Annotated in this window: 11 protein-coding genes; 6 read left to right on the plus strand and 5 right to left on the minus strand. The window is 75.3% G+C overall.

Features of this window, described 5'->3' with window-relative positions:
- Window positions 1-22: 22 nt before the first annotated feature.
- From ACZ462_RS26190 to ACZ462_RS26210, 5 genes are all read right to left on the minus strand, one after another.
- Entirely contained in the window at window positions 23-772 is a 750-nt protein-coding gene (locus tag ACZ462_RS26190) for a hypothetical protein (protein ID WP_467805432.1), read from the minus strand.
- A gap of 7 nt (window positions 773-779) precedes the next feature.
- Window positions 780-1814 carry an arginine beta-hydroxylase, Fe(II)/alpha-ketoglutarate-dependent gene (gene vioC, locus ACZ462_RS26195; RefSeq protein WP_467805434.1) on the minus strand — a complete coding sequence of 345 codons (1035 nt, stop codon included), beginning with the start codon at window positions 1812-1814 and terminating at the stop codon, window positions 780-782.
- A gap of 97 nt (window positions 1815-1911) precedes the next feature.
- Window positions 1912-3765, minus strand: coding sequence for an amino acid adenylation domain-containing protein (locus ACZ462_RS26200; RefSeq protein WP_467805436.1), 1854 nt, complete (start codon window positions 3763-3765; stop codon window positions 1912-1914).
- A 5-nt stretch (window positions 3766-3770) separates the two neighbouring features.
- Complete coding sequence (vioD, locus tag ACZ462_RS26205; RefSeq protein ID WP_467805438.1) at window positions 3771-4931, minus strand: capreomycidine synthase; 1161 nt, start codon at window positions 4929-4931, stop codon at window positions 3771-3773.
- A gap of 21 nt (window positions 4932-4952) precedes the next feature.
- Window positions 4953-6344: a KamA family radical SAM protein gene (locus tag ACZ462_RS26210; RefSeq protein WP_467805440.1), complete on the minus strand. Its 1392-nt coding sequence runs from the start codon at window positions 6342-6344 to the stop codon at window positions 4953-4955.
- Between the two features lie 488 nt (window positions 6345-6832).
- Between ACZ462_RS26210 and ACZ462_RS26215 the strand changes: the two genes are divergently transcribed.
- The 6 genes from ACZ462_RS26215 to ACZ462_RS26240 all read left to right on the plus strand — a co-directional run bounded on the left by ACZ462_RS26215 (window position 6833) and on the right by ACZ462_RS26240 (window position 16276).
- Window positions 6833-7564, plus strand: coding sequence for a helix-turn-helix domain-containing protein (locus ACZ462_RS26215; RefSeq protein WP_467805441.1), 732 nt, complete (start codon window positions 6833-6835; stop codon window positions 7562-7564).
- A 70-nt stretch (window positions 7565-7634) separates the two neighbouring features.
- Window positions 7635-9368: a carbamoyltransferase family protein gene (locus tag ACZ462_RS26220; protein ID WP_467805443.1), complete on the plus strand. Its 1734-nt coding sequence runs from the start codon at window positions 7635-7637 to the stop codon at window positions 9366-9368.
- Complete coding sequence (locus tag ACZ462_RS26225) at window positions 9365-11143, plus strand: condensation domain-containing protein (protein WP_467805444.1); 1779 nt, start codon at window positions 9365-9367, stop codon at window positions 11141-11143. Before ACZ462_RS26220 ends, ACZ462_RS26225 begins: the two co-directional genes overlap by 4 nt.
- Window positions 11144-11175: 32 nt before the next feature.
- Window positions 11176-12750 (plus strand): AMP-binding protein, encoded by a 1575-nt coding sequence (locus ACZ462_RS26230; RefSeq protein ID WP_467805445.1) that lies wholly within the window; start codon window positions 11176-11178, stop codon window positions 12748-12750.
- Window positions 12747-14438: an ABC transporter transmembrane domain-containing protein gene (locus ACZ462_RS26235; protein WP_467805447.1), complete on the plus strand. Its 1692-nt coding sequence runs from the start codon at window positions 12747-12749 to the stop codon at window positions 14436-14438. The genes ACZ462_RS26230 and ACZ462_RS26235 overlap by 4 nt, the downstream gene beginning before the upstream one ends.
- Window positions 14435-16276, plus strand: a complete 1842-nt coding sequence (locus ACZ462_RS26240) for an ABC transporter ATP-binding protein (protein WP_467805448.1) — start codon at window positions 14435-14437, stop codon at window positions 16274-16276. Before ACZ462_RS26235 ends, ACZ462_RS26240 begins: the two co-directional genes overlap by 4 nt.
- Window positions 16277-16423 lie beyond the last annotated feature (147 nt).

Consider the following 16423-nt stretch of genomic DNA (forward strand, 5'->3'; position numbering starts at 1 on the left):
CGGGCGGGCAGCCGCGAACCGGTCACGGCGCCGGCGGTCCGGCGGGGTGGTGGACCCACACGTTGGGCTCGGTGTACGTGCCGTAGCCGTCCTCGCCGACGCGCAGCGGCGCCAGGGCGCCGGGCAGCAGGTGGTCTCCGGGGCCGGGCAGCGGGTGGCCGAGGAACTCCTCCCAGCGGGCCACCGGCTGGCGGATCACCAAGGACCGCTCGGCCATGCCGAGCAGGGAGGCGCCGAGGTCGAGATGGGTGCGCAGCCACGGGTCGAAGCAGCGCCCGTCGGGCCGGACCCAGGCGGCGTACTCGCCGATCGGGACCAGCGGGTAGCGGTGCTTGCGGGTGGGCCGGACCGGGATGACCACCCCGCGGGGCGCGTGCTGCGCGGACCGCCGCCGCACCTCGGCCAGCAGCCGCTCGGCGTGGCCCGCCGCCCGGTGGCCGGGGTGCACGGACACCGACAGCATGCACACGGCGTCCGGACGGTCCGGCGGGCCGTGGTCGACGGCCTCCACCAGGACCTCGTCGCTGCCGGACGGCAGCGACGAGACGCTGCCGTCCCAGCGGACCGGCAGCCCGTTGGCCGCCGCGACCAGGTCGCCGTCGCCGTCCACCAGGCACAGCTGGTGGGCGGGGTAGCGCTCGTACATGCCGTGCCAGCGCCAGTTCCCGGGGGACTCCCAGCCCATGAACGCCGGCATGTTGGCGGCGATCAGGTCGTCGACCGCGGGCAGCAGCCACGGATCCCGGGACAGGTCGGTGAGGATCGGGGACACCGGCGCGTCAGCCCAGCAGCCGGGTCCGGGCCGTGGCCCGCATCTCGCGGGAGCGCCGCAGGTCGGTCGTCACGCACACCCGCTTCAGCCACCGGTCGGTGCCGTCGTAGCGGGCCTGGAACGGCAGCCGGCCGTGGACCGCGCGGTGGTTGTCGATGAACAGCACGTCGCCCTGGTCGGCGACGACCTCCCGCATCCCGGCGTCCACCACCTTGAACAGCGCGTCGTACGCCCGCCGGGCCTCGGTGTCGTCCTCCGGCACGGAGGTGAAGTACGGGTCGAGGCGCATGTACGGGTCCAGGCGCGAGCCGTAGAGCAGCGGGCCGAGCGGCCGCTCGTCGATCATCCGCTGGATGGTGGCGAACCGGGCCGCCTCCTCCTCGGAGGCGATCGTGTTGTTCTTCGGCAGGTGCGACTCGTCGGGGGCGATGTAGTAGCGCGGCTCGAAGAGGATGTCGATGTCCTCGGCGGACAGCGACGACAGGTCCAGCTCGCCCACCGTCGTGGGCACGTGGTCGGGATTGCGCAGCGCGCCGAGGATCAGGTAGTCGCTGCGGTAGGGGTGGAAGGCGTCCTCCGTGTGCCAGGTCAGCAGCTCCTTGCTGCCCATCCCGAGCTGGTCGTGCTCGTGCTGGCGGATCGGGAAGATGTCGTGCACGAGGTGGCCGTCCTGCTGGGTGGCCCAGCCGAAGGGCTCCCCGAGCAGCGCCGAGTACAGCATGAGCAGCAGCTCCTCGGGGAACTCCGGGCCGGGCCGGCCGCGGCCGCGCCAGTGGTCCGGGGTGGGGCCGATGCGCTGCTGGTCGAAGTCGTGCCCGCGGATCACGGTGTGGCCGTGGCGGTCCGCCAGTTGGAACTCGCGCAAAAAGTCCTGCACGCCCTCGGGCAGCCGGGCCGCGAGCCGCGGCAGGTCGTGCAGCAGGCCGGGATCGCCGAAGGACGGGTAGGAGGCGGCCAGTTCGAGGCTCAGCTCCGCTATGGCGGAGGCCTCGTCGGCCGTCAGGGTGTAGCCGGGCGTGGACTGGTCGGTGAGGTTCGACATGCCAACTCTCGCTGAGTGGTCGGGGATGGTGGCTGCCCGCGGACGGCCGGAGCCGGGGCCGCGGGCCCTCGGGTGGTGCGGTGGCGGACGGGGGCGCTCAGCCCCGGGCGGCCCGGCGCTCGGCGAGCGCTCCGGTGAGCAGCCGGGGGGTCGGCGAGGCGAAGAGGGCGCTCGCCCGCAGTCCGGCGGCAGCCGGGTCCGACTCGCGCAGCCGCGCCAGCAGGCGCATGGCGAGCAGCGACTGGCCGCCGTGGTCGAAGAAGTTGTCGTCGGGACCGAGCGCGGGTGCGCCCAGGACCTCGCGGAAGAGGGCCAGCACGGGCTCCAGCGGCTCTTCCCGGGAAGCGTCCGCCGCCTGGTCCCGGACCGGCACCCCGGACTCGGCGTCCGCCCGGCCGCCTGCCCCGGGGCCGGCCTGGGCCGCCGCCGCCCAGGCGGACAGCAGGCGCTTGTCCACCTTGCCGTGCGGGTTCTTCGGCAGGACCGCCACCCGGTGCAGCACCCGCGGCACCGCCCAGTCCGGCAGCTGCGCCTCCAGGGGTGCCACGAGCGCGTCCCGGTCGCCGCCCGTCAGCCGTAGGGCCTCGCCGGGCAGCGGCGCGGCCGCGGGGTCCGCCGGGACGGTGAAGGCCCACAGGGCCGTTCCCGTCGCCGGGTCGGGGAAGACCACCGCCTGGTCCACCCCGGGCAGCTCGCACAGGGCGCGCTCCACCCGGGCCGGCTCCAGCCGGTGCCCGCGGATCTTGACCTGGTCGTCGACCCGGCCGAGGAAGACCAGCTGCCCGTCGGCGTCGATCCGCCCCAGGTCGCCGGTGACGTACAGCCGGGCCCCCGGGTCGGCGGAGTCCGGGTCGGCGACGAAGCGGCGGGCGGTGGCGGCCTCGTCGTCGAGGAAGCCGCGGGCCAGCAGCGGGCCGCCGATGTGGATCTCCCCGGTCTCGCCGTCCGGGACCGGGCGGCCGCCCTGCCGGATGCTGATCTCCACGTCCCGCAGGGGCGTGCCCAGCGGCACCTCCTCGGCGTCGGACGGCAGCAGCCCGGTGTAGAAGGTGGAGCTGACGGTGCATTCGGTCAGCCCGTAGACGTGGGCGAGGGCGGCCGGCTGCCGTGCCTGCCAGGCGCGGTAGGGCCGCGGGTCCATCCGCTCGCCGCCCACCACCACCGTGCGCAGCCCCGCCGGGGTGGTCTCGCCGCTCGCGGCGAGCCAGCGGGCGTACTCCAGCCAGTACTGGGTGGACAGCTCGACCACGGTGGTCCGGGTCCGGGCCATGGCGGTGTGCAGCTCCTCGGCGTCCAGGGCCCGGGTGTCCTCCCGGCACACCACGGCCGCCCCGGCGGCGAACGCCGGGAACACCTCCTCGATCAGCACGTCGAAGCCCAGCGACGCCACCTGGAGCCAGCGGTCGCCCGGCGTCAGCCCGAGCCGGTCGGCGACCGCCGAGGCGAACCGGCTCAGGGCGTCCCGCCCGACGACCGTGCCCTTGGGGCGGCCGGTGGACCCGGAGGTGAACAGCACGTACGCCACGTCGGACCCGTCGGCCCGCCGTTCGGGCCGCGCCACCGCCGCCGCGTCGCCGCCGGTATCCGGACCGGGCGGTACGTACGCACCCTCCGGCGCGTGCCCTCCGTCGCCCAGCCACACCGCGGCCGCCGTACGGCCCACCAGGGCCGCGCGGGCCGCCGGCGGCAGCCGGTCGTCGAGGACGGTGAACCCCGCCCCGGCCTTGAGCGCCGCCAGCATGCCGAGCACGGTGCGGGCGGGGTCGCCGAAGGCCAGGCCCACCAGCTGCCCGGGCCCGGCCCCGCGCGCCGCGAGTCCGGCCGCCCAGCCGTCGGTGAGCCGGTCCGCGTCCTGGTAGGACAGCACCCGGCGCGGGGTGACCAGGGCGGGCGCGGCGGCGTGGTCGCGCACCGAGCGGTCCCACAGGTCGAGCACGTCGGGTGCGGTCACGGCGGTCACCGGCCGCCCCCGCGGGAGCGCAGGAACTCCGACAGCCCCGCGAGGCCGGCCCGGAAGCCCTCCCGGGGGCCGCCGAAGCCGAGCCGGGCGCCGTGCGGCGCGCCGAAGGCCGTACCGGGCACCAGCAGGGTGCGGTGGCGGGCGAGCAGCTCCAGGCAGAAGCGTTCCACCGCCTCCGGTCCCGCCGCCGCCCGCTCCAGTTCGCGGAAGACCGGCAGCGCGCACACCCCGCCCTCCGGCGGGGTCCAGCGCACCAGGTCCTCGTGCCCGGCCATCCACTGCTCCAGGTACGCGAGGTTGGCGCGGGCCTCGGCCGCCCGTACGCCGATCAGCTCGTCGGCGTGCCGCATGGCCCGCTCCGCGACCAGCTCGACCAGCGGCGAGAGGAACAGCGTGGTCCGGTCGCGCAGCGGGAAGGTGGCGGTGATCAGCTCCTTCGGGGCGACGGCCCAGCCCACCCGCAGGCCCGGCAGGCCGAAGGTCTTGGAGAACGTGCCGTAGGACACCGTGTCGGCGCCGTCGGCCCCGGGGTCGGGAAGAACCTCCCAGCGGTGCGCGATCTCGGCGGTGGCGGCGTCCCAGACGAGTACGGCGCCGGCCTGCGCGGTGTGCTCCTTCAGGGCCTTCAGGCCCTGCGGGGACAGCGTGGCGCCGGTGGGGTTGTGCGGGAAGTTGACGACGACGGCCGCGGTGCCGGGCGTGACCAGGGCGGCCAGCACGTCGGGGTCGATCTCCCCGTCGTGCACGGCCCGGGCCGGCAGTTCGGCCACCTCGCAGCCGGCCGCCCGCGGGTAGTGCCCCAGCGAGTGGTAGATGCCCTCCTGGACGACCACCCGGTCTCCCGGGTGCAGCAGGGTCCCCAGGGTGAGCGCGATGGCCTCGCTGGAGCCGTGGGTGACCAGCACCCGGTCGGCGTCGCCGCCGGCGTAGCGGTCGGCGATGGCCTGGCGTATCCCGGCCCCGCCCTGGGAGACGCTGTCGTCCATGACGATCGCGTCGAGGTCCGCGGCCGGGATCCGGCACATGTCGCGCACCTCGGCGAAGGTGTACGGGTGGACCCCGCTGGAGCTGATGTCGTGGATGTCGGGGCCGAGGTGCCGGCGGTACCACTCCTCCAGCACCGGAGGGTCTTCACGCCGTGGACGGAGACTGCTCATGGCTGTGCAACTGTCCCTTCTCTACCCCTGACGGGTTTCCCGCCACCACCGCTGCCCGGAGAGCGGGAGCGTGTCGATGGGGTCGTAGTAGTGGTACGAGCCGCTGTGGGCGTCCGGATCCGCCGCCTCCAGCGGGGTGAGATAGCTCTTGCTCCAGTGCGACACCCCGAGCTCGCGGTCGTAGGAGTCGGTCTGGTCCACCCACCGCTTTCCGGCCATCGGCACGTCGCACACGATGCGCGGGGTGGCGAACCCGGGGAGGTAGCCCATGATCTGGCGCTGGATCGCCTGCGCCCGGTGCAGCGGCACCCGCCAGTGCTCGGCGTTCGGGATCATGTCGCACATGTAGAAGTAGTACGGAGTGATGCCGGCGTGGTCGGCGAGCGCGAAGCACAGGTCGAGCAGGTCGTGCGCGCTGTCGTTGACCCCGCGCATCAGCACGCCCTGGTTGCGCACGTCGTGCAGGCCGGCGCCGAGCAGTGCCCAGGCCGCCCGCGCCACCCCGGGCGTCACCTGCTGGGCCGCGTTGGCGTGGGTGTGCAGCGCGATCCGCACGCCGCGCGAGCGGGCCGTGCGGGAGAGGCGCTCCACGCCTTCGAGCACCGGGCCGGAGCTCCAGTGCTGCGGCAGCCCGATCAGCCCCTTGCTCGCCAGCCGGATGTCGCGGATGGAGTCGATCTCCAGGAGGCCGTCCACGAACCGCTCCAGCCGTGGCCAGGGCAGGTTGGCGAGGTCGCCGCCGGAGACCACCACGTCCCGGATGCCGGGGGAGGCGCGCAGGTGCTCCAGGATCCGCTCGGCCCGGTCGGCCGGCTTGAGGAGCAGCTTGTTCTTGGTGACCGTGGGGGTGGAGGTGCCCACCAGGTCCATGCGGGTGCAGTGCCCGCAGTACTGGGGGCAGGTCGAGAGCAGTTCCGCCAGCACCTTGGTGGGGTAGCGGTGGGTGAGCCCCTCGACCACCCACATGTCCTGTTCGTGCAGCGAGTCCCGGCTGGCCATCGGGTGCGACGGCCAGTCCGGGTGCCGGTCGGAGAACACCGGCAGCATGTAGCGGCGCACCGGGTCGTCGTAGAACGCCTTGGTCAGCTCGCCGGGGCGGGCCGCCGCCGCGTCCGGGGCCATGGTGTTGACCATCTGGGGCGGCAGCAGCACCGACATGGTCGCGCGGTGCTTCCGGTCCTGCTCCCAGTCCTCGTAGAACTCCTCGTCGAGCAGGTCGCCGACGACGGCGCGCAGTCCTTTCGCGTCCTTGACGCAGTGGGCGCGCTGCCACTGCGGGTCCGCCCACTGGGCTTCGGTGACATCGCGCCATCCGGGGAAGCGCCGCCAGTCCGGTTCCGTGAGGGGACTGCTCCGGTACGTGTAGACGCCTTCGATTGCCGCTGATTCCGTCTGGCTGCGTGCTGTGTCCACCAACCCGCCACCCATTCCCGTCGCTTTCGGCCGTATCGCCTGACGGCAACCGATCTTGCAGAGCCGCGGAGTTGTACACGAGGGCCGGTTGTACGGGGCGCAAGGGAGGTTCGGCCCTGTACAACGGCGCGCCGAAGGCGGATGGTTGTACGGGGCACCGGACTGCGGCCGCCCCGTGCGGCGCAACGCCGCGTGCCGGTCGGCGGAAGGCGCGGAGAGCGGGTCCGGACGCCCCGGTGCGGTGTGCAGGTAAGGGGAGCCTTATTCGGACGAATCCGGCCGTAGCGTGGCCGGATTCTTCGGCTGCCGATTGATCGATATGTCACTGGCATGTACCAATGTCCGACAGGTCCCGGTGCGGCGGTCCCCAGGTGCCATGGGGTCCTGGCAACCGGTCGTCACGCACGGAGCGTCTGCCGGCCACCAGGTTGTACGGCGTGACGAAAACCTGCGCCTCGCTCGACACCATCCATCACCAGGGGAGAAGCATGCCCAGGCCAGAGCGGTTGTTGGACCCCACGGCAGGACCGCTGGAGGAGTTCGCCCACGAACTGCGCGGACTGCGCAGGCAGGCGGGGAACCCCTCGTACCGGACGATGGCGAAACGTGCCCACTACTCCGTGGCCACCCTCGCCGAGGCGGCCCGCGGACTGCACAAACCCTCCTTGAAGGTGACGCTCGCCTACGTGGAGGCGTGCGGCGGCGACCCGGAGCCCTGGACGAGCCGCTGGAACCGCCTCAGCAGCGAACTCGCGTTACGCGAGGAGTCCTCGCGGAGCCGGTCGGGATCCGCCGCCGCCCGTCCGTCGCCCGCCGTGCCGGCGACCGGGCGCGGCCCCAGGTACGGCGGACCGGCCGCCGCCTCCAAGGCGGTAGCCGCCTCGAAGGCGGTCGCGGCCTCCCGGGCGGCCGCCGGCTCCCTTCCGGCCGCCGTGCCCCGGCAGCCCGCGCCGCCCGCGGCCGGGCCGCGCCCCGCCGGTTCCCGGCGGGCCGGCGCCAGCCGCCCCGCCGCCCCGGCCGGCGCTGCCGCGCGCCGCCCCGCCGGGGACGCGCTGACCGCCGGGGAACGGGCCGAACTGCGCCGGCTGCGCGACGAGGTCGCGGAGCTGCGGCATGCCAACGAGGTGCTGAAGGCGGCATCCGCGATCTTCGCCGCGGATCTCCGCACAAAGTCCCAGGTCGTGTACAACCCGGCGGACAGACAGGATCCGGTGCCGTGACCGGACGCCGAGCGCCCCGACGGGCCCGAGGCGGAACCGGAGGATCCCGACCGACCTTTGGGGACTGACCATGCGTGTGCTCGGAGTCAACGGCTGGCCCGGCGCCAGCCACGACGGTGCCGCCTGCCTCGTCGTGGACGGCGACGTCATCGCCCTGGCCGAGGAGGAACGCTTCACCCGCCACAAGCACGCCTACGGGGAGGCACCCCTCAACGCCGCGGCCTACTGCCTCGCCGAGGGCGGTCTCACCCTGGACGACATCGACGTGGTCGCCCACGGGTGGGACCTGCCCGCCCTCTTCGCCGACCGGGGCCTGGACTGGTTCGCCAGCGACGCCGAGGCCCTCGAACACCTGCTGCCCAGGAAGCTGTTCCCGCGCGGCAAGGACCCCCGGCTGACCTTCGTCGGCCACCACATCGCCCACGCGGCCAGCGCCTACCACCTCTCCGGCCGCGACCGCGGCGCGATCCTCGTCCTGGACGGCCAGGGCGAGAACGAGAGCACCACCCTCGCCGTCGGCATCGACGGCGAGATCAAGACACTGCGCGCGCACACCCCCGGCTGGTCGCTGGGCTACTTCTACGCCGCCGTCTGCGCGTACGCCGGCCTCGGCGCCGACAACGCGGGCAAGATGATGGGCCTGGCCTCCTACGGCACCCCCGGCGACCTCACCTTCGGAGGCGCCCTCGCCTTCACCGACGAGGACTTCACCGTCGGCGCGGTCCCGCCCGACCTCCGCTCCACGGGCAGCACGGACGAGGAGGCGGCCACCATCCGGCACTGGCTGGAGCACCTGGAGAAGGCCCTCCCCGACGCCCCCAACCGCAGCACGCGACGCTTCGACCCGGTCACCGGCCGCTTCACCAAGGTCACCGCCCGGGACCCGTTCGAGTACCGCGACGTCGCGGCCACGGCGCAGGCCGCCCTGGAGCGTGCCGTCATGGGCCTGGTCCGCGGCCTCCTCCGGGAGACCGGCGAGACCACGCTGATGATCGCCGGCGGGGTCGGGTTCAACGCCACCCTCAACGGCAAGATCATGCGGATGCCGGAGGTCCGGGACCTCTTCGTCCAGCCCCTGGCCGGCGACCAGGGCGTCTCGCTCGGCGCCGCGGTCTGGGTCGCCGCCCAGGAGGGCGACAGGATCAAGCCGATGAACGGCTCCGTCGCCTGGGGACCCCAGTGGTCCCCGGACGAGATACGCCGTGTGCTGGAGGCCTCCGGCACCCCGTACACCGAGCCCTCGGACATCGCCGCCGCCACCGCCGGCGTACTGGCCGCCGGCGGGGTCTCCGGCTGGTTCCAGGGCCGCGCGGAGGGCGGACCCCGGGCCCTCGGCCACCGCAGCCTGGTCGCCGTGCCCGACCCCGAGTCCACCCGCGACCGGGTCAACGTCCGGATCAAGGACCGCGAGGCGTGGCGGCCGTTCGCCCCGAGCATGCAGGAGGAGGCCGCCGAGGCCCTCATCGGCACCGCGACCCCGCTGCCGTACATGATCGTCACCACGCCGGTGACCGAGGCCGGGGCCGCGGCGATGCCGGCGGTCGTCCACAGCGACCGCACCACGCGCCCCCAGACCGTCTCCGCCGCGGTCGACCCGCTCTACCACCGCCTCATCGGCGAGGTCGGCCGGCACACCGGCACCGCGGTCATCATGAACACCTCCTTCAACGGCCGTGACGAGCCGGTCGTGTGCAGCCCCGGCGACGCGCTCGCCACCTTCCACCGGCTGCCCCTGGACGCCCTCGCCCTCGGCCCCTTCCTCGTCCGCCGCCCCGCCGGCTCCCTCGGGGAGGCCGGCGCGTGAGCACCCCCGTTCGACCGGCGGACCCCGGGGCGCGCCCCGCCCCCGAAGCCGCCACCACCCCCGGCCCGCGACCGCCGTCCCCCGGGGAGGGCCCGGCCGACGGGGCGGCCGCGACCGCCGCGCAGGTGCGCGACCGGCTCGCCGACTGGCTCTCCGAAGCGGTCCTGACCCCCGACGCGGACCTCACCGCCCCGCTGCGCGACCTCGGCGTGGACTCCCTCGACCTGATCCGCACCGCCCGCCGCATCGAAGCAGGCTTCGGTGTACAGGTGCAGCTGCGCGAGCTGTTCGGTCCCGAGCTGACCGTCGACCGCCTCGCCGAGCTCGTCGCCGAGCGGCTCGCCCGTCGCGGCACCACCGAGGCCGCCCCACCCGGCGCCGCCCAGGGCCCCGTCGTCCTCACCCCGGCCCAGGAACAGGCCTGGGAGGAGCAGACGGGCGAACGCGGCCACTGGAACCAGGCCATGCTGTTCACCACCAAGCCCGGTATCGACCCCCACCTGTTCGCCGAGGCCGTCCGGCGGCTCGTCGCCGGCCACGCGTCGCTCCGCCTGGCCGTCGAGGACCGCCCCGCCCGGCGGCCCCGGCAGCTGACCTCCGCCCTGGCCACCGACGGCCCGCCGGAGGCCGCCCTCGGCACGGTGCTCGACACCGTCGACGTCCGCGAGATCCCCGACGCGGACCTGTCGGCCGCGATCACCCTGCGGTGCGCGGTGGAGCAGCGCTCCCTGGACCCCGGCGCCGGCCGCGTCGCGCGCTTCGTCCGCTTCGACGCCGGCCCCTCCCGCCCCGGCCGGCTGCTGATCGCCGTCCACCAGATCGCCATCGACATGGTCTCGTGGTCCGTGCTCCTCGCCGACCTGGAGGAGGTGTACACGGCGCTGGAGGCGGGCCGGCACGACGTGTGGCCGACCGAGGGCACCTCCTACCCCGAGTGGGCCCAGGCCCTCGCCGCCCACGCCCGCACCCCCGAGGCGGAGGACCAGGCCGAGTGGTGGACGGAGGTCGCCCGCACCCCCGCCACCCTGCCGCCGGACCACCCGGTGGCCGACCCGCGGGCGGTGAACACCGCCGCCACCGCGGCCACCCACCGCGAGGATTTCCCCGCCGAGCTCACCGCCCGCCTCCACACGGCGGCCCGCACCCACCGGGCCCACCCCGGCGACCTCGTCCTGCACGCCCTCGGCGAGGTGCTCGCCGAACGCCTCGGCGAGCCGGCGGTGCGCCTGGACGTCCTGCGCCACGGCCGGGAGGAGAGCGTGGGGGACACCCGCCTGTCCCGCACCACCGGCTGGTTCACCACCACCGTCCCGGTCCGCTTGGACCTCGCCCCCGGCACCCCCGCCGAACGCCTGGCCCGGACCGTCGGCCACCTCGCGGCCCTCCCCGGCGGCGGTGTCGGCCACGGCGCGCTCGCCCGGCACGGCCGGCCGCGGATCGCCGCCGCCCTGCGCGCCGCCCCGCCCAGCGACGTCTCCTTCGACTTCGAAGGCGACGACGCCGACGCCCTGCCGCTCGGCACCCTCCTGCCGGACATGGCCCCGGAACCCGTCGGCGACATCACCGCCGGGCACTGGACGCGCCCGCACCCGGTCGAGGTGATCGCCACCACCGACGACGGCGTGCTGCGCGTCGAGTGGTGGTACTCCACCGCCCTGCACGAGGAGGCGACCGTACGCGCACTCGCCACCCGCCACCGCGCCGCCCTCACCGCCCTCCTCGACGCCCTGCCCGGGCCCGGCGCGCCCGGCGCCCCCGAGGCCCCCACCCGCTGAACGCCCGACGGACGGACCGGAAGACGCCTGCCATGATCCTGCCCAGCGTGCTGGACCCCTTCTTCGCCATCGCCCGCTCGGACCCGGACCGGCCCGCCGTGGTCGACAACGGGGTGACCGTCGGCTACGGCCAGCTGGCCCGCTGGGCGGGGGCGGTGGCCGACCTGGTCGCCACCCGCACCCCGGAGGGCGCACCGCCGGTGGCCATCCACGCCCACCACAGCGTCCGCGACATCGCGGCCGTCCTCGGCATCCTCGCCGCCGGCCGCGGCTACGTCCCCGTCGCCGACGGACCGGAAGGCCACGCCGACCGGGCCCTGCACGCCCTCGGCTGCCGCGAGCTCGTCGCCACAGCCGAGACCGGCCGGCTGCCCGCCGTCGACCGCGTCCTGCGCCCCAACTGGGGCCCGTCCCGCGCCCCGCTGCGCGAGGCCGGCGAACCCGTACGGGCGCAGGACCCCGCGTACGTCCTGTTCACCTCGGGCTCCACCGGAGCCCCCAAGGCAGCCGCCGTCCCGCACGGCGCCCTGCACGCCGTACTGCCGCACCTGATCCGCCAGTACGGCGCCGGACCCGGCACCGTCGCCCTCAACCTCCACCGGCTGGACGGCGACACCAGCCTGGAGGAGATCCTCCCGGCCCTGCTGACCGGCGGGCTCGTCGTCCTCGACGAGGACAGCGAGGCGGACCTCGACCGCGTCCTGGCCGACAACGAGGTCACCCTCGTCAACCTGCCCGTCGACTACTGGCACGTCTACACCGGCCACCTGCTGGACACCGGACGGGACCTGCCCGACTCCGTGGAGACCGTGGTCATCGGCGGCGAGGCCGTCCGCGCCGACATGCTGGAGCGCTGGCGCCGCCTGGGCGCCGACGGCGTCGTCCTGCTCAACACCTACGGCTCCACCGAGACCGCGCTGGTCACCCACAGCGCGGTCCTCGCCGGCCCGGGAGCCCCCGGGGACTTCCCCGACGGGGTGCCGATCGGCCGCCCGCTGCCGTCCGTACGACAGGCCGTCGTGCCCAGGACCGACGCCCCCGACGGCCCCGGCGAACTCCTCGTGGCCGGGCCCCAGCTGGCCACCGGATACGTCGACGACCCCGCGCGCACGGCCGCGCGGTTCGTCGAGACCGACCCCGGCTGCGGCACCGACCGCTGGTACCGCACGGGCGACCTCGTCACGGAGGGCGGCGACGGCACGCTCGTCTTCCACGGCCGCATCGACCACCAGGTCAAGATCCGCGGCCACCGCGTGGACCTCCTCGACGTCGAGGAGGCCGTCGGCCGGCTCCCCGGCGTGACCGCGGTCGCCGCCGCGGAGCACGCCAAGGGCGACCACACGGCCCTCGTCGCCTTCGTGGTCCTCGCACCCGAGGCGACCGTACGGACCCCCCGGCCCGGAGCGGATCCGGACGGGGCGGCCGCGGCCGGGGAGGGGGCGGACGGCGCCCTGCGCCCGGAGGAGGCCGCCGCGGCGCTGCGCGAGCGGCTGCGCGACACCGTCCCCGAGCCGTTCGTCCCCGACCGGATCGTCGCCGTGCCCGCCCTGGTGCACACCCGCACCGGCAAGGTCGACCGCGCCGGCACCCGGGACCGGTACCTGTGAGCAACCGACTCTTCGACGCCTCGGTCGCCCCCGCCTCCGTACCCGAGGCGGACGCCCGCGGCCCCTGGGCCTACCTGTGGTGGCTGGTGCGGATCCGGCCCCGGCCGCTGGTCCTCGCCGCCATGCTCGGCGCCCTGTGGATGGTCCCCCTCGCACTGATCCCCCTGGTCATCGGACGGGCCATCGACGAAGCCGGACGGGACACCGGCCAGGCCGGGCTCTACCTGTGGTCGCTGCTCGCCCTCGGCCTCGGCGTCCTCCAGGCGCTCGCCGGCGCCGGGCTGATCCAGGCCGCCGTCGGCGCGGAGGCCCACGCCCTGTCCGTCACCCACCGCGTGCTGATGCGGCAGGTCATCAGGCTCGGCGCCACCCTGCGCAGCAAGGCCCGCTCGGGCGACGTCGCCGCCTCCGCCGCGGCCGACGTGGAAAGCATCGGCAACGCCTTCGAGGTCGTCGGCCGCACGGTCGGGGCGGTGGTCGCAGCCGTGCTCGTGGCCGTGGCCCTCACCGTCACCTCACCCGTGCTGGGCCTCGCCGTCCTCATCGGCGTACCCGCCGCCGTCCTCGGCATCGGCCCCCTGCTGCGGCCCCTCCAGGAACGCGACGAGGAACAGCGCGAGCAGATGGGCATCGCCACCTCCCAGGCCGGCGACATCGTGGCCGGCCTGCGCATCCTGCGCGGCATCGGCGGCGAGGCCGGCTTCGCCGAGCGCTTCCGCCGCACCAGCCAGCAGGTGCGCCGGGCCGGCGAGTCCGCGGGCCGCATGGAGGCCTGGCTCCAGGCCGCCGGCGTCTTCCTGCCCGGCCTGGTCACCGTCGGCATCGTCTGGTTCGGCGCCCGCCTCGCGCTGGACGGCACCATCACCGCCGGCGAACTCATCGCGTTCTACGGCGCCTCCGCCTTCCTCACCCTGCCCGTCAGCACCGCCACCGAGGCCGCCGAGACCCTCAGCCTCGCCAAGGTGGCCGCCGGCCGGGTCTGCACCCTCCTGCAACTGACCCCCGACACCGTCCGGCCCGACCACCCCGAACCGCTCCCGGCCGGCGCACTCGCCCTGGCCGACGCCCGCACCGGCATCACCGCCGGCGCGGGCCGCCTCACCGTGGTCACCGCCCCCGCCGACCGCGCAGGCGACCTCGCCGACCGCCTCAGCCGCCCCGGTGCCGGCGGCACCGAGGGGGAGGTCCGGCTCGGCGGCGTCCCCCTGGACCGCGCCGATCCCGACGAGGTCGCCGCCCGGCTGCTGCGCTCCGGCCCCGCCGACATCCTCTTCAGCGGCACCGTACGGCAGGAGCTGACCGCCGGATCCGCCCGGCCCGGACCGGCCCTCGAACAGGCCCTGTTCGCCGCCGACGCCACCGACGTCGTCGACGCCCTGCCCGGCGGCCTGGACGCCCGCCTCGACGAAGGCGGCCGCGCCCTCTCCGGCGGACAGCGCCAGCGGCTGATCCTCGCCCGCGCCCTGCTGGCGGCCCCCGACGTCCTCGTCCTGGAGGACCCCACCGCCTCCGTCGACGCCCACACCGAAGCCCGCATCGTCGCCCGCGTCGCCGCCCTCCGCGCCGGCCGCACCACCGTCGTCCTCACCGACAGCCCCCTGTGGCAGGGCGCCGCCGACCGGGTCGTCCGCCTCGACGGGCAGTCCGCCCCCGGCAGCACCGACCGCTCCGCAGGAGTGCCCTCATGACCACCACCCCCACCCGGGCCCCCGAGGCCGGCGCCGACACCGCCCCCGGCCCCGCCGGACCGGCCGGCGCGCCCGGCCGGCTGCCGCTCGCCGACCGGTCCGACGTCCGCGCCTGGACCGGCGCCTTCCTGCGCGGCGAGGCACCCCGACTGGCCCTCACCTTCGGGATGTTCGCCGCCGCCCTCGTGGCGAGCCTGGTGGGCCCCCGGCTCCTGGGCCACCTGGTCGAATCGGTCAAGGACGGCACCACCGCCGGCCGCGTCGACGTGCTCGCCCTCGTCTTCGTCGCCGTCCTCACCGTCCACTCCCTCCTCGCCCGAGCCGCCCGCACCCAGGCCACCCTGCTCGGCGAACGGGTCCTCGCCCGCACCCGCGAGAACTTCGTGCGCCGCGTCCTCGCCCTGCCGCTGTCCGAGGTCGAGGCCGTCGGCACCGGTGACCTGCTCAGCCGCGCCACGACCGACGCCGACCGGCTGAACGAGAGCATCCGCCAGGCCGTCCCCCGCATCGCGCTGGCCGCCGTCACCCTCGTGTTCACCATCGCGGCCATCCTGCTGACCTCACCCCTGCTCGCCCTCGGCCTGCTGGCCGGCGTACCGTTCGCCGTGCTGTCCACGTGGTGGTACCGGCCGCGCGCCACCCGCGCCTACGAGCGGCTCCTCGCCCAGGAGGCCGACGTCCTGGCCGTCACGCACGAGACCGCGCGCGGCGCCGCCACCGCCGAGGCCCTCCGGCTCGGCCCGCGCCAGGCGGGCCGCCACGGCGCGGCCGTGGACCGGGTGGTGCGCACCCGGCAGCGCACCACCTGGCTCCAGACCATCTGGTTCCCGAGCCTCGACCTGGCCACCATGGTCCCGATGGCGCTCACCCTGCTGATCGGCGGACTCGCCTACCAGCGGGGCGAGGTGGGACTGGCGGAGCTGACCGCCGTCGTCCTCTACGTCCAGGCCCTCGGCGAGCCCCTGAACGACCTGCTGACCTGGACCGACGAACTCCAGATCGGCAACGCCGCGCTCCGCCGGATCCTCGGCGTCGAGCGGCTGCCCCGCGAGGAGCCGCGGCCGCCGGCCCCCACCGACGGCCACGCCATCCGTCTCGAAGGCGTCGGGTTCGGCTACGGAGCGGGCCGCGAGGTGCTCACCGGGATCGACCTCGACATCGCCGCCGGCGAACGGCTGGTGGTCGTCGGAGCCTCGGGCGCCGGCAAGTCCACCCTCGGCAAGCTGCTCGCCGGCGTACACCACCCCACCCGAGGGACCGTGCGCATCGGCGGCGCCGACCTCACCGCCCTGCCCGTGGGGCAGCTGCGGCGCGAGATCGTCCTCGTCACCCAGGAACAGCACGTGTTCACCGGCACGGTACGGGACAACCTGCTGCTGGCCGGCGGGCGCGAACCCGGCGCCGACGGGGCGGACGAGCCGCTGTGGGAGGCACTGGAGAGCGTCCTCCTCGCGGACTGGGTGAGGTCCCTGCCCGAGGGACTGGACAGCGAGATCGGCCCGGGAGCGGCCCTCGTGTCCCCCTCCCACGCCCAGCAACTGGCCCTGGCGCGCCTGCTGTTGTCCGACCCGTACGCGCTGGTCCTCGACGAGGCCACCGCGCTGCTGGACTCCACCGCGTCCCGCCGCGTCGAACGCTCGCTGGCGGCGCTGATCGAAGGCCGCACCGTCGTCTCGATCGTGCACCGCCTGGACTCCGTACGCGACGCGGACCGGATCGCCGTCATGGACGGCGGACGCATCGTCGAACTCGGCAGCCACGACGAACTCCTGGCTGCGGACGGCGCGTACGCCGCCCTGTGGCACGCCTGGGACACCGCCCGCCACACACACCCCTGACGGCGCCCTCCCGGATCCGCCGCAGGCCGCCTGATCCCGGACCGCCGGCCGCCCGAACACCCGCGCACCGCGGATTCGGGCGGTCGTGCGAGCGCTCCACCGGGAGCGGGAAGTACCCCGGTGAACTTCCCCGACTCGTCCTCGGCG

The sequence above is a fragment of the Streptomyces sp. NPDC031121 genome (assembly GCF_055570615.1).